The organism is Akkermansia sp. UNK.MGS-1 (assembly GCF_000980515.1).
Taxonomy (GTDB): domain Bacteria; phylum Verrucomicrobiota; class Verrucomicrobiia; order Verrucomicrobiales; family Akkermansiaceae; genus Akkermansia; species Akkermansia muciniphila.
In genome coordinates, this window is sequence record NZ_LBCB01000040.1 from 34,969 (window position 1) to 60,681 (window position 25,713).

Here is a 25,713-nt window from a genome sequence, read left to right on the forward strand (position 1 = left end):
GTGCAGGTTATTATGAAGATGATTTAGTCGTTGGTTTTTACTGAGGCAGAATCTCCGACGCGCACCGGATCGGCTGGCGTCTCAAGTTTCTGAACAAGCGCGCCACATACTTCCTTGCGGACGTCCGTGACTACGGCTTCTCCGATGGTTTGAGCTCCCCGGGTTAACCGAACCGGCATCCCGACTTGCATTCCTGCCGTTCTGCCGGTATTCAGCACCACCACTCCGGATTCGGAATCAATGCTGAGCACCTTGGCTTCCGCCAGGGTTCCCGCGCCATCTCGCACGGGCTGTTGCCTGTATCCCAGAACGGATTCCAGCAGGCGCAGAGAACTCTCCACAGCCGTCCTGGCGTTCGCATCTTCGGATATGGCTTGTTTCATGTAGGCAAGGATGGCTCCGGAGAGCTTGACGGATGCCTGCTCCAACCGCTGGACGCGGTCATTAAAAGCTTCGATGTCCGCCATCGCCTGAATCAGGCGTTCCTCGCTGTTACCTAGCGCAGCGCCCCCCAAAGCTTCCAGCCTGGAACGGATGTCCACCAGCTGTGCGGCCGCCTTGTCGGCGTCGCTGCGGGCCTGGACATAGGATGCCTTGAGGGCCGCATTCTGCTTTTCGAGGCGCTCGATTCTGCGCGTCAGTGCCGCCGTATCCTCTTCCGCTCCCTGCAACGCCCCGCCCAGCCCTACCAAGGTGGTAAGAGAGTATGCAAGGATGGAAGAAGAATTCGACATGTTGATTGTTAACTTACTGATTACTTCTTACCGATACCGCCGTGCTGTTTGAAGACACGAGTCGGGGCAAATTCACCAAGCTTGTGGCCTACCATGTTTTCCGTGACGTACACGGTGGCAAAGTTCTTGCCAGCGTGCACCAGGAAAGTCAGGCCGACGAAGTCAGGCGTAATCATGGATGCGCGGCTCCAGGTCTTGATCGGCTTGCGGTCGCCGGATTCAAGCTGAGCGTCGATCTTGGCGAGAAGCTTTTGGCTGACAAAAGGGCCTTTTTTGAGAGAACGTCCCATGTTATATAATCCTAGTTAAAGTTATAATATATTGATTACTTGGCATTGCGGCGCTGTACGATGACGGAGTCGCTGGGCTTGCGGAGACGGCGGGTCTTCTGGCCCTTGACGTGGCCCCACGGAGATTTGAGGTGCTGGCGACCGCCACCGGACTTGGACTTGCCTTCACCGCCACCGTTCGGGTGGTCGACGGGGTTCATCGTCATACCGCGCACGGTAGGACGAACGCCCATCCAGCGGGTACGGCCGGCCTTGCCGGACATTTCGTTCATGTGCTGGGTATTGCCTACCTGGCCGATCGTGCAGTAGCAATCTTCATTGAAACGGCGGATTTCACCGGAAGGCATCTTGATCAGCGCGTAACCCGCTTCACGGTTGGAAACGATGGCCTGCTGGCCGGCAGCGCGGGCTACCTTGCCGCCGGAACCCGGACGAATTTCAATGTTGTGAACGGAAGTACCCAGAGGAACGTTTTTCAAGGGCATGGCATTGCCTACCTTGGGAGCAACCTTCTGGCCGCTTTCCACCTTCATGCCCACCTGCAGCCCCGTGGGGGCCAGAATGTAGGATTTTTCACCATCCTTGTACTCAATCAGAGCAATGCGGCAGGTACGGTTGGGATCGTATTCGATAGTAAGGACAGTAGCGGGCACGTCAAACTTGTTGCGTTTGAAGTCCACCAGGCGATATTTGCGCTTATGGCCACCGCCAATGTGGCGGGTGGTGATGCGGCCATTATTATTGCGGCCGCCGGATTTCTTGAGGGGTCTGCAGAGACTCTTTTCCGGGGTAGAGGTGGTGATTTCGTCAAAGGACGGCCACACCTTGTAACGGTTAGAGGGAGTAACTGGCTTGAATGACTTGAGGGACATGATAGCTTTCCTTCCTAATAGGGGCTTTAAACGAGGTCAAGGGTTTCACCGTTGGCAAGCTTGACGTAAGCCTTTTTCCAATGAGCGGTGCGACCTGCATCAGAGCGGCGCTGGCGCTTGAGCTTGCCGTCATAGTTGGCGGTACGCACGGATGCGACCTTCTTGCCGAAAGCAACTTCGACAGCCTTCTTGATTTCGATTTTGTTGGCGTCACGATCAACTTCGAAGACCAGCTCGCCGGTAGTTTCCTGGAGCATGGTGGCCTTTTCGCTGATGCGCACCTTCTTGATGACTTGGTAAATGTCTTTCATGGCTTCTTAAGCAGTACGGCTGGCGAGGGTTTCTAAAGCGTTGTCAACGAGGATCACTGCATCAGCATTCATGAGCTGTTCAATGTTCACTTCCGCAGCGGTCATCAGGAGAACTTCCTGAACGTTGCGGGCGGCACGGTAGGTGGTTTCGTCAAAGGAAGCTGCCACAATGAGCACCTTCTTGGCATCCGTCAGGTCTTTGACGGCTTTGATGAAAGATTTGGTCTTGCCGTCAGCCACGGAAAATTCGGAAACGGTGCTGACCTTGGAAGCGGCAATCAGGTCACCCAGTACGCGGCGCAGAGCCAGGCGTCGGGTGCTCTTGTTCACCTTCTTGCTGTAGTCGCAGGGGCGGGGACCGAAGACCACGCCGCCGCCCACAAAGATGGGAGCGCGCTTATCGCCGTGACGGGCATTACCGGTGCCCTTCTGGCGGAAGATCTTTTTGTTATTGCCGCTGACTTCTGCGCGGGTCTTGGAATTGGCGGAACCGGTGCGGCGGTTCGCCTGGTAAGCCACGATCAGGTCATGCACAGCCTGGGAGCCCTTGTCACTGCCTACAACCTGGATGTTGGCGGCGGCGGCGGCTTCTAATGTAAAGGTATTTGCGGACATAGATAGGTTTTCCTATAATCAATGTGAGGTTAACTAAAGCCTTACTTCTTCTTGGCGGGGCGAATCACGAGGTAGGAACCGCGCGCGCCGGGCACAGCACCGGAGATAAGGATGACATTATCTTCCGGACGAACGGCGACGACCTTCAGGTTCTGCACCGTGCGCTTGGCATTGCCCATCTGTCCGGGCATCTTCTGGTTCTTCCAGACGCGGCCGGGGGTGGAACAGCCGCCTACGCCGCCGGTACGGCGGTGCATCATGGAGCCGTGGGCGGCGGGAGAACCGTGGAAGTTGTGGCGGCGCATCGCGCCCTGGAACCCCTTGCCTTTGGAAGTGCCGATCACATCGACCCACTGTCCGGCGGAAAAGAGATCCACGCCGGGATCTTCAGCGCCTTCAGCAGGCAATTCAGACGCTTCTACGCGGAATTCCTTGAGGAGTTTGGTGGGCTGGATGCCCAGTTTCTTGAAGTGGCCGGCCTGAGGCTTGGCCACGCGACTTTCCTTCTGCGCATCAAAGGCGACCTGGATAGCATTGTAGCCGTCCTTTTCTTCCGTTTTAATCTGAGCGAAGGTGTTGCCTTTGACGTCAATGACGGTCACGGGCACCATAGCGCCGGATTCCTGGTCAAACAGGCGGGTCATACCGACCTTTTTTCCGATAAGTCCTAGAGCCATTGTAGTGTGTCTTTCTGTTTTTTAATTACTTATCCGGGTACCAAACTAGATGCGGATCGTGATGTCCACCCCGGCCGGAAGATTAAGCTTCTTGAGCTCATCAATCGTGCGCGCGGTCGGATCAACGATGTCGAGCAGACGCTTGTGGGTGCGGATTTCAAACTGTTCGGCCGATTTTTTGTTGACGTGAACGGAGCGGTTCACAGAAAACTTTTCAATGCGGGTCGGCAACGGAATCGGGCCGTGAACTTTGGCTCCGGTGCGCTTGGCGGTTTCAACGATCTCCTGGGAGGAGCGGTCGATAGCGCGGTAGTCAAATGCGCGGAGTCGAATGCGGATTTTTGGACTTTGCATGGACGTGCGGTCTATTGGTTATACTTCAAAGGTTTGTTTATTTAGCCTTCTCGCTGACAATCTGGTCAACGAGGTTCTGGGGCACCTGTTCAAAGTGGGAGGGCTCCATGGAATAGGAAGCGCGGCCACTGGAAAGGGTTCGGATGGCGGTGGAATAACCGAACATTTCGGACAAGGGGACCATAGCCTTCAAAATGCAGGCGTTGGCCTTGTTTTCCATGTTGCTGATCTGGCCGCGGCGGCGGTTCAGGTCGCCCATGATGTCGCCCTGGTAATCGGTCGGGGTGGAAGCTTCAACGGACATGATGGGTTCCAGCATGATCGGCTTGGCTTTCTTGAAAGCGTCCTTCATGGCGAAGATGGCAGCCATCTTGAAAGCGTTTTCATTGGAGTCCACTTCGTGGTAGGAACCGTCCACCACTTCAACGTGCACGTCCACCACCGGATAACCGGCGACGACGCCCGTGGTCATGGCTTCATTAAGACCGGCATAAACGGCGTTCATGTATTCCTTGGGAATGGCGCCGCCTACGATCTTGTTTTCAATGGTAAGCCCCTTGCCACGTTCGTTCGGCTTCACATCGATGACCACGTGGCCGTACTGGCCGCGGCCGCCGGACTGCTTGACCAGTTTGCCGTCGCCATGGGCAGGGGCAGTAATGGTTTCGCGATAGGCAATCTGGGGCTTGCCGATGTCGGCTTCCACCTTGAATTCGCGCATCAGGCGGTCAATAATGATTTCCAGGTGAAGCTCACCCATGCCGGAAATCAGGGTCTGGCCGGTTTCTTCATCAGTCTTCACCCGGAAAGTCGGGTCTTCTTCAGACAGACGGCCCAGAGCATTGGACATTTTTTCCTGGTCAGCCTTGGTCTTGGGCTCTACCGCCATGGAAATAACGGTTTCCGGGAAGGTGGGGGGTTCCAGGCAGATATCATTGTCCGGGCTGGTGATGGTGTCGCCCGTGGTCACGTTGCGCAGCCCCACGATGGCGGCAATGTCACCGGAGTACACGGCATCAATATCCGTATGCTGGTCAGCCTGAATCTGAATGATGCGGCCCACGCGTTCCGTCTTGCGGGTGCGGGGATTGTACACGGTGTCACCCTTCTTGAGAACACCGGAGTACACGCGGATGAACACCAGCTTGCCGACGAATTTGTCAGCCCAGAGCTTGAACGCCAGCACCATGGGCTTGGCATCGTCCGTAGCGGTGATTTCGAAGGTCTTTTCCGGATCCAGCGTGCTTTCCGCGTGGGCGGGAACGGTTTCTACCGGGGAGGGGAGGTAATCCACCACGGCGTCAAGCAGGAACTGAACGCCTTTGTTCTTGAAAGCGGAGCCACCGGCAACAGGCACAAATTTGTTGGCGATGGTGGCGCGGCGGATAGCTTCCTTAAGCTCTTTGGGCGTGAAGGGTTCTTCCATGAGCACCTTTTCAGCAAGCTCATCGTCCACGTCAGCCACACGGCTCACGAGTTCATGGTAGGCCAGTTCGGCTTCTTCCTTGAGTTCGGCGGGAATATCCTCAATCGTGTAGGTGGAGCCCAAGCGGTCGTTGTCGGCGTAAATAACGGCCTTCTGGTTCACCACGTCAATCTGGCCGCGGAGCTGGTCTTCAGCGCCGATGGGGATCAGAATGGCAGCGGCATTCGCGCCCAGCTTGTTGTGGATATCGTCCAGCACGTTGTTGAAGTTGGCGCCGGTACGGTCCATCTTGTTGACAAAGCACATGCGGGGCACGCTGTACTTGGTGGCCTGGCGCCACACGGTTTCCGTCTGGGGCTGCACGCCTGCCACGCCGCAGAACACCACGATGGCGCCGTCAAGCACACGAAGGGAACGTTCCACTTCAGCGGTGAAGTCAACGTGTCCGGGAGTGTCGATGATGTTCAGCTGGAAATTTTCGCCTTCGAACACTTTGCTGATACCTTCATTCTTCACCTGCTTCCAGTTGGTGGTGACAGCAGCGGAGGTAATGGTGATACCGCGTTCGCGTTCCTGCTCCATCCAGTCGGTCGTGGTGGAACCGTCGTGGGTTTCACCAATCTTGTGAATCATGCCGGTGTAGAAAAGAATACGCTCGGACAACGTGGTTTTGCCGGCGTCAATGTGAGCGGAAATACCGATATTGCGGTAACGCTCAAGGGGAGCCTTGCGATTGGGATTATTTACGTGATCGGACATAGTGTCTGGAAAGTATCTGTAGTGATCGAAAGTGAATGATTCGGCTGACAGTCGCAGAAGGAATTACCAGCGGAAATGGGCAAAGGCGCGGTTGGCCTGAGCCATTTTATGAACGTCGTCGCGCTTGCGAACGGAAGAACCCTGATTGTTGGCGGCTTCCTTGATTTCGTTGGCGAGAGCCTTGTGCATCGGCACACCCTTGCGGTTGCGGGCGTAGTTCACAATCCAGCGCATGGCCAGGGATTCGGAACGGGCCGGATCCACTTCAAGCGGGACCTGGTAAGTAGCGCCACCGACGCGGCGGCTCTTTACTTCCACACGGGGTTTGGCATTTTCAATAGCGCGGGTGATTACTTCCAGAGGATCAATGCTGTCCGTGCCTTCGTTAGCCATGTCAATAGCGGCATAAACAATGCGTTCCGCAAGGGAGCGCTTGCCATCCAGCATAACCTTGCTGATCAGTTTGCCAACAAGAGCGCTGTCGTAACGAGGGTCACGACGTTCGATTTTTCTATAAACGCGTTTACGGCGAGCCATAATATATAGTAGGTAAGATGTTTGGTTTACTTGGCAGCAGCCTTCGGACGCTTGGCGCCATACTTGGAGCGGCCCTGGCGGCGCTTGTCGACACCGAGGCAGTCAAGAGCGCCGCGGACGATATGGTAGCGAACACCCGGCAAGTCCTTCACACGACCGCCGCGAACAAGCACGATGGAGTGTTCCTGAAGGTTATGACCTTCGCCGCCAATGTAGGCGATCACTTCTTCACCATTGGTAAGACGGACTTTAGCCACTTTACGAAGAGCCGAGTTCGGCTTTTTGGGCGTACGGGTCATCACCTGGAGACAAACACCGCGGCGTTGCGGGCAGCTATGAAGAGCGCGTGATTTGGACTTCTCTTCCGGAGTAATACGTCCCTTGCGGACGAGCTGATTAATGGTCGGCATGTTTTCCTGCTTTGGTTGTGGTTCGTCGGTCTGATCCGATATTCAAGGCGAACATTCCTTTTTATAAGCAGGAAGCGCGCCTTTTTTCCGGAGGCAAACCCGATAGAAAACGTATTTCTTGTGCCTTTCGGCACGTTTGGGGACGGCCAATATAACGTGATTTTATATCATGACAAGTCTTTTATTCATCTTTTCCTAAATATTTTATCCGTTCCATTTTCCCCGCTCCTTTTAAAACTCCATTTCGGGCTCCCGGGATCTCTTTTCCTCCCCGTCCAGCAGTTCTCCACCTATGGAGGATGAAACAAAAAATCTTCTTCACAGGCAAAAAAACCATTTCTTCATGTCCGGTATGTTACCGCAGAAAAAAATGCATGAAGTGCCGAAGAGACACAAAAAACAAGCTTTCCATCAGAATTCACGAAAAATTTTTTCATAAAAACGGCAGCTGGTCTATTATTTATTGTTAACCTGCCTGCTTTCCCATTTTGCCCCGTCCGGAAAGCATGACATAGAAAAATCCGTTTCCGGAACGCATCCGGAAACGGATTTCATCAATGAACTCAGCAGCCCGCTATTTCCCAGGGGTCACCAGGGAATGTCCGGACATTTCGGCAGGCTGTTTCAACCCCATCAGGCTCAGCAGCGTGGGAGCGACATCCGCCAGAATGCCATCGGAGAGAGTTACCTGATCCTTGTCGTCCGCCACGTAAATGAGATCCACAAGGTTGGTCGTGTGGGCTGTATTCGGAGAACCATCCTCATTGCGCATGTGTTCGGCATTGCCATGATCCGCCGTAATAAGCAGCTTGCCGCCAAGTTCCAACACCTTCTTCACACATTTTTCCAAGGCGCTGTCCACTGCTTCGCAGGCGGCGATGCCGGCTTCCACAAATCCGGTATGGCCAACCATGTCCCCATTGGCGAAATTCATGATTACCACATCATACTTGTCCACAGCGTCCACAAATTTATCCGCCACTTCCGCCGCGCTCATCTGGGGCTTCAGGTCATAAGTAGCCACTTCCCGGGGGGAAGGAACAAGGATGCGGTCTTCTCCGGGGAACTGGGTCTCCACACCTCCGTTAAAGAAGAAAGTAACGTGGGCGTACTTTTCCGTTTCCGCTATGCGGAGCTGGGTTTTCCCGGCTTCCGACACAATCTGCCCGAAAATATTGTTCAGCTGTTCCTGTTCAAAAACAATGGGAGAGGGATACTTGGCATCGTATTCCGTCAACGTCACATAGTGCACTTTGGGCGTTACTTCACGGTCAAATCCGTCAAATTCGGGGTAAAGGAAAGCGTCGCTCATCTGCCGGGCGCGGTCCGCACGGAAATTAAAGAAGAACACCACATCGTTGTCCCTCACGCGCTGTTCGTTGCCATAGGCAAAAATGCCGGGCTTCAGGAACTCATCCGTCTCCCCCTTCGCATAACACTGCTCCACATATTCGGCAGGGGAGCAGGAGCACTGTTCGCCGCGCCCCAGAACGATGGCATCCCATGCCAGCTTGTTGCGGTCCCAGCGCTTATCCCGGTCCATCGCATAGAAACGGCCGACAACCGTGGCAATTTTGGCGCCGTACGGCCTGACGGCTTCCTCCAGCTGGCGAATAAAGCCGGCCCCGCTGGTTGGCGAGCAGTCACGGCCGTCCGTAATGGCATGGATGCAAATATCGCGGACACCCGCTTCATAAGCATATTTGACGATGCCGATCAAATGGTTGATATGGCTGTGCACGCCGCCGTCACTCACCAGGCCAAGCAGGTGCAGACGGGAAGAAGCGGCCTGGGAAAAAGCGGTCTTCAGCACGGCGTTTTCCCCCATGGACCCATCTTTGATGGCATTATCCACCCGGCAGAGGTCCTGAAAGACAACGCGGCCCGCACCCAGGTTCAAGTGTCCTACTTCGGAATTACCCATCTGGCCGTCCGGAAGGCCCACGTCCTCCCCGGAAGCGCCCAGCAGGCTGTGGGGATAGTTGGCAAGGAGGTAATCAGTAAAGGGGGTATCAGCCAGAACAGTGGCGTCACCGTACTCTTTCGCGACATCAGGCCCCAACGGATTGCGGCCCCAGCCGTCGCGAATAACAAGAACGACAGGCTTTTTAGAAGACATAGGCTTTATTTACAGGCATCCCCTCCTTTTGAAAAGCCTGAAATCAGGCATTCCCTCTCCGATTCCGGAATTGCCTGAGGTTTGCCGCCCTTCCCCACACGGACGACTACATATCTTCCCCTCATCACCGGACGCTCGGAATGAAATACGGCAAATTTCCATTCCAGAGAACTGGTTCCCACCGTTCCCAGGCTTAATTCTATGCTCAGCCAATCTCCCAGCCCCGCAGAGCTGGAGTAATCTGCCTCCACATGCACGCGGGGCCATCCGCAGTCTGGGGAAAGAACCTCCACCCCCCGGGAACGCAGGTACTCGTGCTCCACTTCTTCCACCAAACAAAGCAGCCGGGAGAAGTGGGCCACCCCGGAAGCATCCGTATCATGAAAAGCTACCTGGCGCGTTCTGACAAAGGGAATGCAGGGAAAATCTTCAGGCATGCCATCATCCTGCCTCCTCCCCCGGAACCATGTCCAGCCGCAAATGCGCGACAATATGTCACATCAGCTTGATTTGTGACATGCCGCTCTTTATATATAAGAGCAAGCCGCACGGCAACGGACCCGCCGCCATGAAAAAAGACACCATTGACAAGCTGATCGGCCGCATTGACCACATCAAGGAGGAGGATCTCCAGCGCTTTTTTGTCAAGCTGGCGGAACAGCAGGGTTTTTTCCAGCAGGTATTTGAAGCCATTCAGGAAGGCCTGATCCTGCTGGATAACAAGGGAAAAATTCTGTTCGTCAACAAGGCTGCCCTTAAACTCTTTGACAAGGAACGCGGGCAAATAACCCCGGATGACTTCTGTATTTTCCTGGGCAGGGACTGCTCATGGGACACGATCCAGCAGAGCCAGACCGCCGTCTCCCGGGACACGGAAATCTTTTACCCGGAACACAGATTCCTGAACATTTTCATTTCCCCCATCGGCAGCAAAAACCAGGGCCACCTGGTCCTGATACGGGATGAAACGCCCCGGCATAAAAAAAACGCGGAAAACCTTGAGGCAGAACGCCTGAATACCTTGACGCTGCTGGCCGCAGGAGTGGCTCATGAAATAGGCAACCCCCTCAATTCCATAGGCCTCCATCTCCAGCTCCTGGCCAGGAAGGCAAAGCAGCTGCCTCCAAAGTACCGGACGGACATGGAGGAATTGCTGAAAACAGCGGAGAGCGAAACCACGCGGCTGGACGTTATCCTGAAGCAATTCCTCCAGGCCATCCGCCCCACCAGGCCCATCCGGGAACCCTACAACATTGAAACCATCCTCATGGAAGTGCTGAAACTGCTGGAACCGGAAATCCAGCAGCGCGGCATCCAAATCAACACGGACCTCCAGCCCAGTCTTCCCATCCTCAGCCTGGACCCCGTCCAAATCAAACAGGTCTTTTACAACCTGATCAAGAATGCCTACCAGTCCATCCCTCCGGAGGGAGGCACCATTCTGCTCAAAAGCGGTTATACGGATGACAGCGTATTCGTTACTGTGGCGGATACCGGCTGCGGTATTTCACCGGAGGTCATGGGCAGCATTTATGAACCTTTCCTGACCACCAAGTCCACCGGCTCCGGACTGGGGCTGCTTATCGTTCGCCGCATCGTGAAGGAACACGGCGGGTCCATCACGCTGGCCAGCCAGCCGGGTCAGGGAACTACCATCACGGTCTTCCTGCCGCGCGTGGAACGCACCATCAGGCTCCTGCCATCCTCCATTCCCTCATGAAGATGCCTGTTCTGCTGATTGTAGATGATGAAAAACCCACGCGCGACGCTCTGCGCATGGGTTTTCAGGATGATTATGAAGTGTACACCGCCGCCAATCTCTCCCAGGCTTCCGCCCTCCTGCAGGAAGAATCTCCGGACCTGGTTCTGACGGATCTGAGACTGGGCGGGGAAAGCGGCATGGATGTGCTGAAAGCCGCTGCATCCCTGCCTCACCCTCCGCAAAGCATCATGATGACTGCCTACGGCTCCGTGGATGCCGCCGTAGCAGCTATGAAAGAGGGAGCGTACGACTTCGTCACCAAACCTCTGAATCTGGACGCCGTGGAGCTGGTGCTCAAACGGGCGCTCCATACCCGGAACCTGGAAACGGCCAACCAGGAACTCACCACCCGCATCCAGGCGGACTCCGGACTGCAAAAACTCCTGGGCAGATCCGCCGCCATGGAACACGTATTCTCCATTATTCGTCAGGTGGCCCCCAGCAAAACGACTGTGCTGATTGAGGGGGAAAGCGGCACCGGAAAAGAACTCGTAGCCCAGGCCATCCATTCCCTTTCCGGAAGGCCGGAAAATAAATTCGTGGCCGTCAACTGTGCGGCCCTTTCCCCCCAATTATTGGAAAGCGAGTTGTTCGGCCATGAAAAAGGCTCCTTCACCGGAGCCGGACAACGCCGCATCGGCCGCTTTGAGCAGGCGGACGGCGGCACCATCTTTCTGGATGAAATCGGGGAAATAGACGCCGGAACACAAGTCCGGCTGCTGCGGGTGCTGTCTGAACGGACCATTGAACGCGTAGGTTCCAATGCATCCATTCCCGTCAATGTGCGCGTTATCGCGGCCACCAACAAATCATTGAAAAAGCTCGTGCAGGAAGGAAAATTCCGGGAAGACCTCTACTTCCGCCTCAATGTGGTGCATATCCAGATGCCCCCCCTCCGGGACCGCCGTGAAGACATCCCCCTACTTGCCACCGCCTTTCTGAAGGAATTCGCCAGGGAAAACAACAAGGAATTCAAACCCCTCTCCCGGGACGCCCTTGAAGCCGTCCGGAATTACCAGTGGCCGGGAAACGTTCGTGAACTCCGCACGGCCATGGAACATGGCGTCGTCATGAGCAATTCCGCCAGCATAGGCCTCCATCATCTTCCCCCGCAACTGCAGGATACTTCTCCGGAAGCCGCTCCACAGGAACGGCCGGAGGACAATGCACCCAACACGCAGAATGGGCTTGTCCCGGCCGGGGTTTTGAATTTATCCTTGCTGGAACGGAATGCCATCCAACAAGCGCTGGCCCAGTCAAACGGCAATAAAACGGCAGCAGCCCACCTGCTGGGCATCAGCCGGCGCACTCTTCAACGCAAACTACAAGACATCCTCCATTCATGAATGAGCCCTCCTCGGCATCCCGCACCCCTTTTATCATTATCCTTATCCTGCTGCTGGCAATCACGGGGGTGCAGTACTTTTTCAACTTTAACGGGCTGGGCACTGATGCCGCCATGGACCACGCCCAAATCGCCCGCAACGTAGCCAGGGGGCAGGGGATGACCACCAACTGGCTGAGACCCATCCAGATGGTCTCCGGAAGCACACGCGCCGGCCTCAACCCTTTTCTTTCAGACGCCCAGATACACGAACAGGAAGCCATCCGGGCCGGACAAGGCGAAACCCTCGTCGATCCGGAAAAATTCAATCCCTATGCCCTCCGGGACACACGCAACGCTCCGCTGAACATCCTGACGGAAGCAGCTGTCTTCAGGATGGCCGGCGTCCACAAATTTGACCTGTGGAGCATGACGGGCTCATCCATGATTTACCTGCCTGACCGGATTGTGGCGGGCATTTCCTGCATGTTCTTCATCCTGTCCGTCCTGAGCTGCTATTACATCCTCCTCCGGATGTTTGACGTCACCATCGCCTGCTTCACCTGCCTGACGATGATACTCAGCAATCTTTTCCTGCAGTACGCTACCAGCGGCCTCCCGCAGATGATGATGCTCTTTTTCTTTGCCTGGGGCATCCACTTTTTGTACACGGCCCTGCAAAACAAGGAGGAAAACCGCGCATTCCTGTGGCCTCTCATCGGCAGCTCCATCTGTTTTTCATGCGTCTGCCTTACCGGATGGATCGGGCTGTGGCCCATGGCCGGTTTTCTGATTTTTGCAGGCATCCGGTTCAAACCGCACGGCCTGTACTGCATTCCGGGTCTTATCACTCTCCTTCTTTTCCTGGCCTACCCCATTTACATTAACCGCTCCCTCAGCGGAGGCTTCTTCGGAACGGCTTATTACACCATCTTCACGGGGCTGACCGGCAATGAAGAAATAGCGATGAACGCCCTGGTTTCCGGGAGCATTCCCATCGCTGCCCAAAAAGTAGTCACTTCCGTCATCAACAACATTCTGACACAGGGTGACCTGCTCTACGAAAACCTCGGCAATCTCCCCCTGGCCATGGTATTTCTGCTGGCCCTCCTGCATAAATTCAAACGTCCGGAAGTCAACCAGTCCAAATGGGGCATTTTTGCCATGTGGGTCCCTGCCGTCATCGGCATGGCCATTTATACCTCCAATAAAACCGGCATTTCCTTAGGGCAAATTCAAATCCTCTTCGCTCCCTTTTTCACGGCCTATGGCACGGCATTTGTTCTCAACCTGATAGCCAGGCATTCCAACAAAGAGCTAATCTCCATCCTTCGGGGAGGCGTCCTGCTGATCTCCCTGCTCATCACTTCCCTTCCGCTTCTGCTCAACCTTCCGCACATTGTGCGGGTGGGCATCCTGACGGCCAGCCGCGGTATTCCGGCATGGCCTCCCTACTATCCCCAGGGCCTTAACCGGGATCTTCGCTCCCAGACGGCGGAAAAGGATTTCATTCTCACGGACCAGCCGGCCGCCGTCGGCTGGTATGCAGACAGAAAAGCCATCGGCATCCCCAAAATGGTGGAACAATTCATGGTGCTGGAGCGCATTCTGAAATTCCACGGCGGCAAGGTGGGCAGCATCCTGGTGACCCCCTCGTCCACATCAAAAATGAACCTCCGCACCATTGCCTCCTCCTACGGAGAATTCACTCCCCTCGTACTGGAAGGCACGGTTCTGTTCCAGACCAAGGATAAAAATCCCGTGTACCTCTTTGACCACAGTCAGGCGCTTGCTCCCCTGGCGCAGCGCTTCGGAACGCCCGATTCCCGCCAATTCATCCAGGGAGCGGAAATGATTCTTTACAAAGACCTTCAGGAAACCGCCCCTCAACCTTAATCCCCCATATGGCCAAACAACGGAAAAACGCTCCCGGATTTGAAGAATCCGTAGCACGCCTGGAAGAAATCATACGCCTGACGGAAGCACCCGTCACCGAGCTGGAAGACATGATAGCCCTGGTGGAAGAAGGCAATAAGCTCATCCGTCACTGCCGCAGCATCCTGCATGATGCGGAACTGCGCATTCAAACTCTCAGCAACCCGGAAACCGTTCAGGATAAAACGGATACTGATGAACCAGACAGCAATGAATTCTCCCTCACCTGAACTTCCGGAACTGCTGGCAAGCATCCGCAGCCACGCAGACCTGATGAAAATCCCTGAGCCGGAACTGCCCAGGCTTGCGGAAGAAATCCGGAATACCCTCATTCACTCCCTTTCCCTCACCGGAGGCCACCTGGGACCCAACCTGGGCGTGGTAGAACTGAGCATTGCCCTTCACCGCGTCTTTGAAACGCCGCGGGATAAAATCATCTTTGATGTCTCCCACCAGGCCTATGTCCATAAAATGCTGACGGGGCGCGCTCCCCTGATCCACACCATCCGCCAGCACGGAGGGCTTTCCGGATTTGCCAAAATGTCCGAATCCCCTCATGACTCCTACGGAGCGGGGCATGCGGGCACGGCGCTTTCCGCCGCCCTAGGCATGTGCGCGGCCAGGGACCTGAAAGGGGAAGACTACCATGTGGTGGCCGTGGCCGGGGATGCGGCATTCACCTGCGGCACTACTCTGGAAGCTCTGAACAATATCAGCCAGACTACCAAACGGTACATCACCATTCTGAATGACAACGAATGGGCCATCGACAAAAACGTAGGAGCGCTGGCAAAATACTTCAACTCCCTGCAAACATCGGAAACGTTTTCCTGGTTAAGGGATAAAACGGCCTCCTTCATTGAAAAGCTGGGCGGCACGCAGGCCAGAGACTTTGCTTTCAAGCTGGAAGGCACCACCAAAAACCTTATCTTCCCGTCCCTGCTGTTCAACAAATTCGGGCTGCGCTATTTCGGTCCCCTGGACGGACACGACATTCCCACCCTGATACGCACCCTTGCCTACATCAAGGACCTCAACGAACCCGTTATTTTGCATGTGGTCACCCAGAAGGGCAAGGGCTACCAGCCCGCTCTGGACAACCCCACCAAATTCCACGGCCTGGGCTCCTATTGCGTGAGGGACGGGGAAACGCAGGCCGCCCCCACCCCCACATTCTCCCATATCTTCGGCTCCACGCTGGTGGAAATGGCGCGCGAGGATGAATCCATCACAGCCATCACGGCCGCCATGGCCAGCGGCACCAAGCTGGACTTATTCAAGGAAGCCTTCCCCAAACGCTATTTCGACGTAGGGATCGCGGAAGAGCACGGCGCCCTCTTCGCCTGCGGGCTGGCGGCGGAGGGCATGAAACCCTACATCGCCATTTACTCCACTTTCATGCAGCGCTGTATTGACATGATTCAACATGACGCCGCGCTGCAAAAACTGCCCGTGCGTTTCTGCATGGACCGCGCCGGGCTTTCCCCGGACGACGGCCCCACACACCACGGGCTGTTTGACATTGCCATGATTCGCAGTATCCCGAACATTGTCTTCATGCAGCCCAAGGATGAAGCCGAATTCGTCCACATGCTCCGAACCATGAACCATTACCAGAACGGCCCCACCGTTATCCGTTACCCTAGGGGATGCGGAGCCGGAACCCCCGTCCCCGCCAAGGCGGAAATCCTCCCCATCGGCAAGGCGGAAGTACTTCAGACGGGACGGGATGTAACCCTCGTTTCCCTGGGCACCATGATCGGCATCGCCCGGGAAACCGCCTCGCTGCTGGAAGCCCGCGGCTACACCGTCACCCTGATCAATGCCCGTTTCATCAAACCTCTGGATGATGAATGCATCCGCCGTCACGCAGCACGCAGCCGTGTGGTCTGCACCTTTGAAGACCACTCCATCAGCGGCGGCTTCAACTCAGCCGTTCTCGAATCCCTGGAAACCGGAGATGTCAAAACGCCCGTGGAAGCCATCGCTTGGCCGGACCAATTCATTGAGCATGGTTCGGAATCCATCCTCAGAAAAAAATATGGACTCACAGCGGAAGCCGCGCTACAAAAAATCATTACCCACCTGAACTCCTGATCTGTTTATGAAAACACGCACCTTCCTGCTGGCAGCCCTTGCGCTCGCCCTTCTTCCCGTCTCCGCGCGACAATCCCTGCCGGACTCCTCCACCCCTGCCTGGATTCAGGAATTCAACAACCTGCCGGAAACAACCAGAAAAAGCTATATAGCCCAATTCCGCAAAGCGGAACAGCTCTTTGCCCAGAAAAGAATCATGGAATGTCTTTTTTCCCTCATGGAGCTGGAAAAACTTTATGCCGGGAATCCGGGCTTATACAACCTCCGCGGCGCATGCTACATTGAAATCCGCAATATCGAAAAGGCCCTGGAAAATTTTGAAAAAGCCCAGAAACTGGATCCCTCCAACCTCACCATCCAGTTCAACCTGGCGGAAGCGCATTACGTCAATCACGACTATTCCAGGGCTCTGAAAGCTTTCACGGAACTCCTTCTCCCCTTCAAGGACAATCCCGGCATGACGCCCCTGCTGCAATTCAAGCGTTATATCTGCGCCCGCAAACTGGATAACCAGCCTCTTGCCGCGGAATTGGAAAAGCTGTACGGCCCGATGGATGATACGCCGTACTACTACTGCACCCAGGCCATCCTCAAACTGATGGCAGGAAACAAGGAAGCCGCCCAGGAACAGCTTCTTTCCGCCATCCGCATCTACGGAGGCACCAGCGCCATCCAGGCCTTTACGGACGCCATGACGGAGGCAGGCATCCTTCCCTCCCCCTATGGGCAAACCGTCCCAACCGAACAGCCGGTAAAAACCGGACTGGAAAAACGCCGTTAATGAATGCGGAAGCGACGGTCCTGAAGCTTTATCCCCTGGGAGAAAACGGCCTGATTGCCGTCTGGTGCACGGAAGAAGGCCTTATCAGGACGGCGGCAAAAAGCGCCAGAAAACCCGGCAGCCCCTTTGCCGGGCGTCTGGACATTTTCTATCAGTGCCGCATGCAGTGGACGCAGGCAAAGAAGGGGGATCTGCACACCCTGACCTCCGCAGACCTGCTTTCGCCGCGCCTGGCCCTCCGGAAAAGCTACCTCCGGCTCAGTGCGGCAGGCTATTTCGCGCGCCTTTTTCTCCAAATGCTGGAACCGGACACGCCCATCCCGGAATTTTACGACTTGCTGCAAAGGGCCTACACCTACCTGGAAAACAATGATCCCACGCTACGCGCCGTCCTGCACTTCGAACAGGAACTCGCCCGGCTGCATGGAATAGCCCACCCAGGCATCCCGGCGCACGTCATTCTGAAATCCCACTTCGGCAAGCTTCCCTCGCAGCGGGAAAAACTGCTCGGAAGCCTGGAACAAAAAGAAAGTTGAGCAACATGCCTGCCCCGCTTCCATCCTCAGCAGGGGATGTTCCCTGCCCTGCTCAACACGTCTTTCCTCCGGGACGGGATGCGCATTGTTCCGTGCGCGAGATTGACTTGTCCGCAGCCTTCAGGCACAATATCCGGCACGGTTTTACTGCATGAAGATCCTTGACAGATACATTGCCCGCCAGCTGCTGGGTGTCACGGCCCTGGGGGTAATGGCCCTGAGCGCCCTGCTCCTTCTGGGCAACCTGTTCAAGGAACTGCGTCCCCTCCTGGTGGAAAACAAGGCTCCCATCAGCATCGTTCTGGAATTCATCTTCCAGGTCATCCCCTTTTCGCTGATGTTCTCCATTCCGTGGGGATTCCTGACGGCCATTCTTCTGGTGTACGGTCGTCTGGCCTCGGACAACGAACTCACCTCCATGCGCATGTCCGGCATGAGCCTGTGGCGTCTGAGCGCCCCCGCCATCTCCATCGGCATCGCCCTTTCCGGCCTTTGCTACTGGATTAACATAGACATCGCACCGCGTGCCAAGCAGTCCATTTCCGAGCTGCTCATCAAAGCCGCTTCCATCAACCCGAAGGGGCTTCTCAATGAAGGCCAGGCCATTACCAAATTCGACAACCTGGAAATCTACATCGACAAACGCGTGGACGACGTCATCCACGGCATGCATATCTACCAGAAAGCGGACGAAAAATCCCCGTCTGTGGCCATGCACTCGGAACGCGTGACCATGGATTTCTCTCCCGAGAAAAAAATCCTCACCCTGAATCTCATCAATCCCCTCATCACCACGCAGGAAGAAGGCTCCATCTCCCAAAGCGTGACCATGGACGAGATGCCTCTGAGCATCAACCTGGACAAATCCCGTTCCCGGCGCATCAAGGCCAACCGCTTCACCAACCGGGAAATCCGGGAAGCTCTGGACACGCCCGGCTATCTGGATAAAAAGCAGACCACGGAATTCGCCACGGAACTTCCCAGGCGCGCCTCCTTCTCCCTGGCCTGCATCGTCTTTGCCCTCATCGGCGTGCCACTGGCCATCAACACCCGCAGAAAAGACACTTCCACAGGATTTGCCCTGGGCATCCTGATCGCCTCACTCTACTTTCTGGCCCTGATCTTTGCAGACTTGTCCCGGAAAAACGACACGATGCTCCCCTATATTCTGCTGTGGCTTCCCAACATCATCACGGTTGCCGTGGCGTTGCACCTTCACAAACGGGCCAGGCACAAGGGATAAGCCCCCTGCGGAAGCCCTTCCCGCTGGCGTGGAATTAGCTTTCACAGTATGGGAGCTTCGGGTAACATGATGTGCATGCAGCACGTCCCCACCATCGCCATCGTAGGCAGGCCCAATGTCGGGAAATCCGCCATTTTCAACAGAATGGCAGGCAGGCGCATCGCCATCGTGCATGATGAACCCGGCGTCACCCGCGACCGCCTTTCCGCCCCCTGCAAGATTACGGACCGCGCCTGTAAAATCATGGATACGGGCGGTATCGGCGCGCGCCTGGGCGACGGCTTTGCAGAACAGGTAGAGGCAGAGGCGGACATTGCCATAAAAACGGCGGATCTCATCCTCTTCGTGCTGGACTGCCGGGATCACCTTACCCCTATCGACCAGAACATCGCGGACCACCTCCGTAAATCGGACATTCCCGTTATCCTCCTTCTTAACAAAGCCGACCACGAAAAACAGGACCTTAATCTGGGCGAATTTACCGGACTGGGTTTTGACGACCATATCTTTCTTTCCGCCGCCCACGGCAGAGGCTTTTCCGAATTAGCCTCCCGGCTGGACGGTTTTCTCAAGCAGAAAGGGGCTCCGCTTAAAGAAGAACTGGAGGAAGAACCGGAAAACGGAGAGGAAACGGCCCTTCCCATCAAGGTAGCCGTAGTGGGACGCCCCAACGCAGGCAAATCCTCCCTGGTCAACGCCATCCTCCGGGACAGGCGCACCATCGTCTCCAATGTGGCGGGCACTACCCGTGACGCCATTGACATCCCCTATCTGCACGACGGCCAGCCCTACGTGCTGATTGACACCGCCGGCATACGTCCCCGCTCCCGTCGGGACACCTCCGTAGAAGTTTTCTCCGCCATGCGCAGTGAAAAAGCCATCCGCCGGGCGGATATCTGCCTGCTGGTCATTGACATTGCGGCGGGCATCACGCAGCAGGACCGCCGCATTGCCGGCATCATTGCGGAAGAAGGAAAACCCTGTATCATCATCGTCAACAAATTCGACCTCTTCCATCCGAATGCCTCCCGCAAGGACCGCATGGCGGAAGTGGAAGAACAGGTGCGCAGGGAACTATTCTTCATCAGCTACGCGCCTTTCATCGCCACCTCCGCCAAAAAAGCGGAAGGCGTGGAAATCATCTTCAAAGTCATCACGCGCATCCGCCGGGAATCCCATAACCTGCCCACTACCGGCCAGCTCAACCGCCTGATCCAGCTTGCCCAGCAGATGAATCCTCCCGGCGCCGCCAGCGGCTCTGCCAGAAGGTTGAAAATATATTACGCCACCACAGCGGTGGACCCCAAGTACAATACTATTCCCGTCCCGCGCTACGTTCTTTTCGTCAATGACAAAAGCCTGCTCACGGACAGCTATTCCCAGTACCTGCGCAACAAAATAAGGGAAGCCTACCCCGCTCCCGGCATTCCGGTCATCTTCTCCGCCCGTTCACGCGTGCGCAACGACTGATCATCCCTCCTTCTCCGCATGCTCTCCGTCAGGAACCTCAGCGCCTCCTTCCACACCAGGGCCGGCATTGTCCGGGCGGTAAGGAACGTGTCCTTTGATGTAGCCCCGGGGGAAACGCTTGGCATCGTGGGTGAATCCGGATCAGGAAAATCCGTCACCTGCTACTCCATAATGGGGCTCATTCCGATGCCTCCGGGCCGCATTGAAAGCGGTTCAGCCATGCTGGACGGCACAGATCTGCTCCGTTGCCCGGAAAAGGAACTCCGGGCCATCCGCGGCAAACGCATCTCCATGATCTTCCAGGACCCCATGACCTCCCTCAACCCGTACCTGACCATCGGGGAGCAGGTGGCGGAACCCCTTGTCATTCACGAAGGGGCCGGCAAAAAGGAAGCGCGGACACGCGCGCTGGAACAGCTTGCCCTGGCAGGCATACCGGATGCGGAACAACGCATGGACGCATACCCCCACCAATTCTCCGGCGGCATGCGCCAGCGCGTGATGATTGCCATGGCCCTCATCACCAGACCGGAAATACTCATCGCGGATGAACCCACCACCGCCCTTGACGTCACTGTCCAGAAGCAGGTGCTGGATCTCATCAAAAAACTTCAGCAGGACATGGGCACCTCCGTCATCCTCATCACGCATGACCTCGGCGTGGTGCGCCAATACGCGGACCGCATCAACGTCATGTATGCAGGCCGCATCGTGGAAAGCGCCCCGGCGAAGGAGCTTCTGGAACATCCCCGGCATGCCTACACCAGAGCCCTGATGAAATCCATTCCCGGGCTGCATGCGAAAGGCACCCCCCTCTATACCATTCCCGGACTGCCTCCCAACATGACTCAGGAGCCATGCGGATGCAGCTTCCGCCCCAGGAACACCCTCGGAAACCCGGCGCTCTGCCTCACGGACCGGGAACCGGAGCTGGTGGAAATATCTCCGGGGCACTCAGTCCAGAACTGTCCGGGCTGTCTGGCTTAGTTTCCTTTCCTGTTTGCTCGCAGATAATGCTGCGTACAGGAAAATCCTTTTAACTGAATTGATTTCCGCACAATTCTTCCAGAATGCCGTAAAAACGGCCCACATGCACTCCGTCCACCAGCACATGGTTCGCCTGAATGGCTACGGGCATCACCATCCTGCCGGAAACATCCTCCTCCACCTTCCCCCAATGGATAAGGGGAAAGTATTGGTCCCGGAACACCCTGTAGGCGCTGGCCACCTGTGTGAATGGAATCCACGGCAGGCAGCTGAATACGGCGATATCCGCCCTATGGTACGGATTCGCCTGGGCGGGAGCAAGTTTGGCCGCCTGCACAAGGGGAACGGCATGTTCCAGAAAATCAGGCAGCTCCATCCGGTATTCCACTAAAATCTGAGTGAATTCTCCATCCGCAGCCAGCACCGGAACCAGGGCATTCACGGACTCATACTCCCACACCTCCCCTTCCTCCACCCGCTGGCGCAGCTGGGGAACCCTGTTCAACGCCTTCAGCAGCACAAACAGGCACAAAATGAAAAAGGAAACTCCCTCCCGTTTCGCATAACGGTACAGGGCATCCACCCGGACCGGGGACGTAATGGAAAACATGGGGCAGTCAAACGTCCGGAAATACTCATAATGGGACCTTCGAGGCCAGGAAGCGATTTCTATTTTCTTTTTCATGCACTTATTTTCTATTCAGGGAAGGCTCCCCGTACACGTTTTTGCGTTTTTGCTCCGGAAGCAAAAAAACAGGACAGAAGCAGTCAAAGCAACAATATTCCCCGGCTCTCCCGGAAATTCCAGCATGGCTGTTCCCAGCGCCAACGCATTAATTAATGCCTTTATTTATCCAATCATCAACTATGTTGCAATAAAGAACATCCTGAATGCCCCTACCCCTCGCGAACGGAAAGCAAATCCGTTACGGACGCATGCTTCATGCGCCACGAAGGCAGAAGGCACGCCAGGGATGAGAGGGCAAGCACCAGAAGCACAGCACAGGCCAGATGCGCCCAGGGCATTGTGACAGGAGGAGTAACGATGCCGAAGTGATAGCCGTATTCCAGAATCTGGATGGAGCACCAGGCGCCCAGGACTCCCAGCGCAAGACTCATGACAACGGCGCACAGGGAAACCATCAGCGTTTCCGCCCAGAGCATCCGCATCACCATGCCGCCCGGCACGCCCACCGCACGCATCAATCCAAATTCCCGGCGGCGGGACTGCACGGAAGCCAGGACGGTGTTAAGTACGGCCAGAACGGCGATCACCATCATGATGATGGGAAGCTTGCTCATCGTAAAAATCACATCGTCCCCACGGCTGGTAACGCTTTCCCCCAGGCTTTCCCGGGTCAGGGCCTTCACCAGAGGCTTGGCGCCTTCCCCTCCGTTTCCCTGCTCTCGCACCTTCATCAGGGCGTATTCCCCCAGGTCGTTCTGAAGTTCCACGTTGCTAATCCCCGGAGCAGTATCCCCCCAGATAAACTGGAATCCCTGATGAGCGTATTCCTCTTTGAGCCAGCGTTCATCGGCAATCGCCAAAGCGGCAACAAAACCCCCGCGGCGCACGCGCATTCCGCTGGTCTTGGTCAACCAGTGCCAGCCGGGGAAGGAAATTATTCCCGCCACCTTCCAGGGTTCTCCCCGTACGGCGGCCCCCCTGCCCCGGCCGCGAATACCAACAGAGGGTTCATTTCCGGAACGACGTTCCCGGGAAGACGGATTAACCAGCATCAAGTCATCCCCGACCTTCAACCCCACCGTCCGTGCAAACGTGTCCGGAATCAGGAGAGAACGGGTGGATTCCAGCATGGCATAAGCCTCCTGCGGGTTTCCGGAAACAAACACGGGGTTGAACAGCGGATGGCTCCCCCCGGCCATCTCCGCCACGGGAATGCCGGCCAGTACGATGGAACGGTTGCGCATTCCGGAAAAACCGGGGGTTTTCATCTGTGCCGGAGCAATATCCGGTTCATCCACGTAGATGGGATACATTCGGGAATTCCGCAGGCTGGGGCGCGCCATCAGCTCTGGAACATCCGGAGATTTGAACTCCGTATGCAGGAAGGAAACCAGGGTTCCGGGTGTTGACGTATCCGGGGAAAAAGGAACCAGCATGGAATAGCCCCATGTCTGCACCCCCACAAAGAGAGAGAGGCCCACAGACATGGATACGGCAGTTCCCACGGAACGGCTGAGGTTGCGGCTGAGCTGCATTTTCAGGAAAGAATGCGGAACGCGCAGCAGAAATCCGGTAATCCATGCCCCGGCCCACTCCGTCACGCGCACGAAGGTGGGGGCCAGAAATAGCGCACCGGCTACCAGGCCGGGGTAACCCAGCCAGAAAAATATCCATTTGCGCGTTTCTACCTCCAGGCCCGGCAACAGCAGGGCTGCAGGCTGAAGACACACGCATGCGAGGCCCGCCACAACAGACCACACAGGAACACGGCTCACCTTCCCGATGAATCCGGAGGAAGGAACGGCCGCTTCCAGCGGAGACTGGCGGGAAGCGCGCCACGCAGGAATGATGGAAGCCAGCAAGGCCCCGCCCACAGCGCATACGGCGGCGGTTAATACGGTGGACCAGGCCAGCACGGGTACAGAGGCAGAGCCTTCCTCCAGCAGGTACACCAGGAAAAAGCCTGCGGCCAACCCTCCCAGCAATGCCGGAATGCACAGGAAAATCCCCTCTCCTGCAATCAGCAGAGCAATTTGCACGCGCCCCAGCCCCAGAGCACGCATCAGGGCCAGTCTGCGGGCACGTTCGCTGACGCCAATGCTCAACGTTGTGAAAATAATGAAAATACAGGAGAACAGGACAAGCCAGACGGACATTTCCGCGCTATCCTTCTGTGAACAGACGGACCGGTCGCTGGAAAGCCGCTGGATGATGGAATCCGTATTCGCCACTGCAGCGGAAGCCTGTACCAGCTCCTGCCGGAAATTCTCCGCAAATTCCTTTTTGTCCACTCCTTCCTTGAGCTGAACGTAAATCAAATTAGGGGCAAAAGGCTGCCCCGTAATTTTCTCGCATACCTTCACGGGCACAAAAAGGGAGGAAAAAGCCGGGCCGGACATGCCGCCCGGCCCCATAATGACGCCGGGGGTGGCCTTGGCCTGCTTGACGATGCCCACAATCTTTACGTCGTACACATGCGTTCCCACGCGTACGTTCATGACAGTTCCCACTCCCGCGCTGAAATATTTGGCGCTTCCGCTGCCCAGTACCCCCTCCATGGCTGAGGAGGAAGCCATATCCGGCCAAACTCCCTCCTTCAATTCATAAGGACACTCCACAGCATGGTTTCCCACCAGGATGGGGCTCTGGGGAGGAATTCCCATGCGGTCGCGCGTCTGCTCGTCAAAGCTGCCCCGCTCATTTCCGCAGCCGATTTGGAGGCGCGGCACCTGGCACGCGGCGTTCACCGTTTCCACAAGGGGAGAGGCGGCCAGACGGGCGGGCAGCTCCGGGTCACGGAACTGCGGGTACTGTCCGGGAGGAAGGGGCCCTTTGGAAGGCTCCGGCACCAGGCAGAGGTCATAATTCCCCATATAGGCCTCCGCATCATTATCAAACTCCCTGACCAGCGTATCATAGCTCCCCATCATCCATACAATGAGGCTGACGGAGACAAGAATGGCGAACACGCTGACTGCCATCCGGCCGGGGTTGGCGCGCAGATCTCTCCAAATCAGTTTGAACAGCAACGTCATAAGGCGTCATTCAGCGTACGTTCATAGAAGGATGACAATTCCGCAGGACCGGCAAATTCCGCTGTGAACCTGTCGTCCACAATGCTGCCGTCCTTGAGCACGATTACACGATCCGCCCACATGGCTACGTCCGGCGCATGCGTCACCAGGACAAAAGCACAACCTTGCGCACGATGCAAATCCCGGAACAAATCTCCCATAAGCCGGGTATTTTCAGAATCCAGGTTGCCCGTAGGCTCATCCGCCAGCACCAGAGCGGGACCGGAGACCAATGCACGGGCAATCGCCACGCGCTGCTGCTCCCCGCCGCTGAGCGTATCCGGCATGGCATGCCGACGGTGAGACAGTCCAACCTTCTCAATCATGGCGTCCAGGACGGCGGGAGCCACCTTCCTGCCTCCCGCCAGGGACGGCAACAGAATGTTTTCTTCCACGTTCAAGGTGCCCACCAGGTTAAACATCTGGAAAATGAACCCTACACGGTCCCGCCGGTACACCGTCAGGGAGGCATCCGACATGGAACCGATATCCATCCCATCCACCGTCACCGTGCCGGAATCCGGAGCCAGCAGCCCTCCCAGCACATTCAGCAGAGTACTTTTTCCGGATCCGCTTGCGCCCATCACGGCAACGAACTCTCCCCGGTTCACGGTAAGGCTGATATCTTTCAGCACAGTGATATTCCCGGAACCGGATTTGAAACCGCGCTTGAGATGGCTGACGGAAATGACGGGGGAACTCATGGCGGAAA

General features: G+C 56.2%; 25 protein-coding genes. 10 read left to right on the plus strand and 15 right to left on the minus strand.

The genetic code is table 11. The features are described 5' to 3' along the window. Positions 1 to 23: 23 nt before the first annotated feature. The 12 genes from WW58_RS11630 to WW58_RS13665 all read right to left on the minus strand — a co-directional run bounded on the left by WW58_RS11630 (position 24) and on the right by WW58_RS13665 (position 9,541). A complete protein-coding gene (locus tag WW58_RS11630; protein WP_012419356.1) occupies positions 24 to 734 on the minus strand; it encodes a hypothetical protein in 711 nt (236 codons plus the stop codon). A 20-nt stretch (positions 735 to 754) separates the two neighbouring features. Continuing rightward, positions 755 to 1,024: a 30S ribosomal protein S19 gene (gene rpsS / locus WW58_RS11635; RefSeq protein ID WP_012419357.1), complete on the minus strand. Its 270-nt coding sequence runs from the start codon at positions 1,022 to 1,024 to the stop codon at positions 755 to 757. A 35-nt stretch (positions 1,025 to 1,059) separates the two neighbouring features. Then, positions 1,060 to 1,896, minus strand: a complete 837-nt coding sequence (rplB, locus tag WW58_RS11640) for a 50S ribosomal protein L2 (RefSeq protein WP_012419358.1) — start codon at positions 1,894 to 1,896, stop codon at positions 1,060 to 1,062. A 26-nt stretch (positions 1,897 to 1,922) separates the two neighbouring features. Next, the gene (rplW, locus tag WW58_RS11645; RefSeq protein ID WP_012419359.1) at positions 1,923 to 2,207 is read right to left on the minus strand and encodes a 50S ribosomal protein L23; all 285 of its coding nucleotides are present in this window, start codon (positions 2,205 to 2,207) and stop codon (positions 1,923 to 1,925) included. A 6-nt stretch (positions 2,208 to 2,213) separates the two neighbouring features. Continuing rightward, positions 2,214 to 2,822 (minus strand): 50S ribosomal protein L4, encoded by a 609-nt coding sequence (gene rplD / locus WW58_RS11650; protein ID WP_012419360.1) that lies wholly within the window; start codon positions 2,820 to 2,822, stop codon positions 2,214 to 2,216. A 41-nt stretch (positions 2,823 to 2,863) separates the two neighbouring features. Continuing rightward, positions 2,864 to 3,499, minus strand: coding sequence for a 50S ribosomal protein L3 (rplC, locus tag WW58_RS11655; protein ID WP_022198349.1), 636 nt, complete (start codon positions 3,497 to 3,499; stop codon positions 2,864 to 2,866). 45 nt (positions 3,500 to 3,544) lie between these two features. After that, on the minus strand, positions 3,545 to 3,853 hold the full coding sequence (rpsJ, locus tag WW58_RS11660) for a 30S ribosomal protein S10 (RefSeq protein WP_012419362.1): 309 nt from the start codon (positions 3,851 to 3,853) through the stop codon (positions 3,545 to 3,547). 37 nt (positions 3,854 to 3,890) lie between these two features. After that, positions 3,891 to 6,038 carry an elongation factor G gene (fusA, locus tag WW58_RS11665; protein WP_012419363.1) on the minus strand — a complete coding sequence of 716 codons (2,148 nt, stop codon included), beginning with the start codon at positions 6,036 to 6,038 and terminating at the stop codon, positions 3,891 to 3,893. Positions 6,039 to 6,101: 63 nt separating this feature from the next. Next, positions 6,102 to 6,575 (minus strand): 30S ribosomal protein S7, encoded by a 474-nt coding sequence (rpsG, locus tag WW58_RS11670; protein ID WP_012419364.1) that lies wholly within the window; start codon positions 6,573 to 6,575, stop codon positions 6,102 to 6,104. Positions 6,576 to 6,601: 26 nt separating this feature from the next. Beyond that, complete coding sequence (gene rpsL, locus WW58_RS11675; protein ID WP_012419365.1) at positions 6,602 to 6,985, minus strand: 30S ribosomal protein S12; 384 nt, start codon at positions 6,983 to 6,985, stop codon at positions 6,602 to 6,604. Positions 6,986 to 7,559: 574 nt separating this feature from the next. Beyond that, on the minus strand, positions 7,560 to 9,104 hold the full coding sequence (gene gpmI, locus WW58_RS11680) for a 2,3-bisphosphoglycerate-independent phosphoglycerate mutase (RefSeq protein ID WP_022198350.1): 1,545 nt from the start codon (positions 9,102 to 9,104) through the stop codon (positions 7,560 to 7,562). Between the two features lie 5 nt (positions 9,105 to 9,109). Further along, entirely contained in the window at positions 9,110 to 9,541 is a 432-nt protein-coding gene (locus tag WW58_RS13665; protein ID WP_065529601.1) for an acyl-CoA thioesterase, read from the minus strand. A 131-nt stretch (positions 9,542 to 9,672) separates the two neighbouring features. On the opposite strand from WW58_RS13665, the gene WW58_RS11690 reads away from it, so the two are divergent. The 10 genes from WW58_RS11690 to WW58_RS11735 all read left to right on the plus strand — a co-directional run bounded on the left by WW58_RS11690 (position 9,673) and on the right by WW58_RS11735 (position 21,239). Beyond that, positions 9,673 to 10,824 (plus strand): two-component system sensor histidine kinase NtrB, encoded by a 1,152-nt coding sequence (locus WW58_RS11690; RefSeq protein ID WP_046438004.1) that lies wholly within the window; start codon positions 9,673 to 9,675, stop codon positions 10,822 to 10,824. Further along, positions 10,821 to 12,212 carry a sigma-54-dependent transcriptional regulator gene (locus tag WW58_RS11695; RefSeq protein ID WP_031930155.1) on the plus strand — a complete coding sequence of 464 codons (1,392 nt, stop codon included), beginning with the start codon at positions 10,821 to 10,823 and terminating at the stop codon, positions 12,210 to 12,212. Before WW58_RS11690 ends, WW58_RS11695 begins: the two co-directional genes overlap by 4 nt. After that, complete coding sequence (locus WW58_RS11700; protein ID WP_046437847.1) at positions 12,209 to 14,086, plus strand: ArnT family glycosyltransferase; 1,878 nt, start codon at positions 12,209 to 12,211, stop codon at positions 14,084 to 14,086. Before WW58_RS11695 ends, WW58_RS11700 begins: the two co-directional genes overlap by 4 nt. An 8-nt stretch (positions 14,087 to 14,094) precedes the next feature. Next, positions 14,095 to 14,355: an exodeoxyribonuclease VII small subunit gene (gene xseB, locus WW58_RS11705; RefSeq protein ID WP_012419371.1), complete on the plus strand. Its 261-nt coding sequence runs from the start codon at positions 14,095 to 14,097 to the stop codon at positions 14,353 to 14,355. After that, positions 14,336 to 16,222, plus strand: a complete 1,887-nt coding sequence (gene dxs, locus WW58_RS11710; protein ID WP_046437849.1) for a 1-deoxy-D-xylulose-5-phosphate synthase — start codon at positions 14,336 to 14,338, stop codon at positions 16,220 to 16,222. The genes xseB and dxs overlap by 20 nt, the downstream gene beginning before the upstream one ends. A gap of 7 nt (positions 16,223 to 16,229) precedes the next feature. Next, positions 16,230 to 17,003, plus strand: a complete 774-nt coding sequence (locus WW58_RS11715) for a tetratricopeptide repeat protein (RefSeq protein WP_046437850.1) — start codon at positions 16,230 to 16,232, stop codon at positions 17,001 to 17,003. Then, positions 17,003 to 17,539: a DNA repair protein RecO gene (recO, locus tag WW58_RS11720; RefSeq protein ID WP_046437853.1), complete on the plus strand. Its 537-nt coding sequence runs from the start codon at positions 17,003 to 17,005 to the stop codon at positions 17,537 to 17,539. The genes WW58_RS11715 and recO overlap by 1 nt, the downstream gene beginning before the upstream one ends. A 151-nt stretch (positions 17,540 to 17,690) precedes the next feature. Continuing rightward, entirely contained in the window at positions 17,691 to 18,782 is a 1,092-nt protein-coding gene (locus WW58_RS11725; protein WP_046437855.1) for an LptF/LptG family permease, read from the plus strand. Between the two features lie 75 nt (positions 18,783 to 18,857). Further along, complete coding sequence (der, locus tag WW58_RS11730; protein ID WP_046438005.1) at positions 18,858 to 20,252, plus strand: ribosome biogenesis GTPase Der; 1,395 nt, start codon at positions 18,858 to 18,860, stop codon at positions 20,250 to 20,252. Positions 20,253 to 20,270: 18 nt separating this feature from the next. Then, the gene (locus tag WW58_RS11735; protein WP_046437857.1) at positions 20,271 to 21,239 is read left to right on the plus strand and encodes an ABC transporter ATP-binding protein; all 969 of its coding nucleotides are present in this window, start codon (positions 20,271 to 20,273) and stop codon (positions 21,237 to 21,239) included. Between the two features lie 49 nt (positions 21,240 to 21,288). Here the strand turns inward: WW58_RS11735 and WW58_RS11740 are convergent, their stop codons facing one another. The 3 genes from WW58_RS11740 to WW58_RS11750 form a co-directional block, all read right to left on the minus strand. Continuing rightward, complete coding sequence (locus WW58_RS11740; protein ID WP_046437859.1) at positions 21,289 to 21,924, minus strand: CatA-like O-acetyltransferase; 636 nt, start codon at positions 21,922 to 21,924, stop codon at positions 21,289 to 21,291. 212 nt (positions 21,925 to 22,136) lie between these two features. Then, positions 22,137 to 24,962 carry an ABC transporter permease gene (locus WW58_RS11745; RefSeq protein ID WP_046437860.1) on the minus strand — a complete coding sequence of 942 codons (2,826 nt, stop codon included), beginning with the start codon at positions 24,960 to 24,962 and terminating at the stop codon, positions 22,137 to 22,139. Beyond that, a complete protein-coding gene (locus WW58_RS11750; protein ID WP_046437862.1) occupies positions 24,959 to 25,705 on the minus strand; it encodes an ABC transporter ATP-binding protein in 747 nt (248 codons plus the stop codon). The genes WW58_RS11745 and WW58_RS11750 overlap by 4 nt, the downstream gene beginning before the upstream one ends. Positions 25,706 to 25,713: the final 8 nt, after the last annotated feature.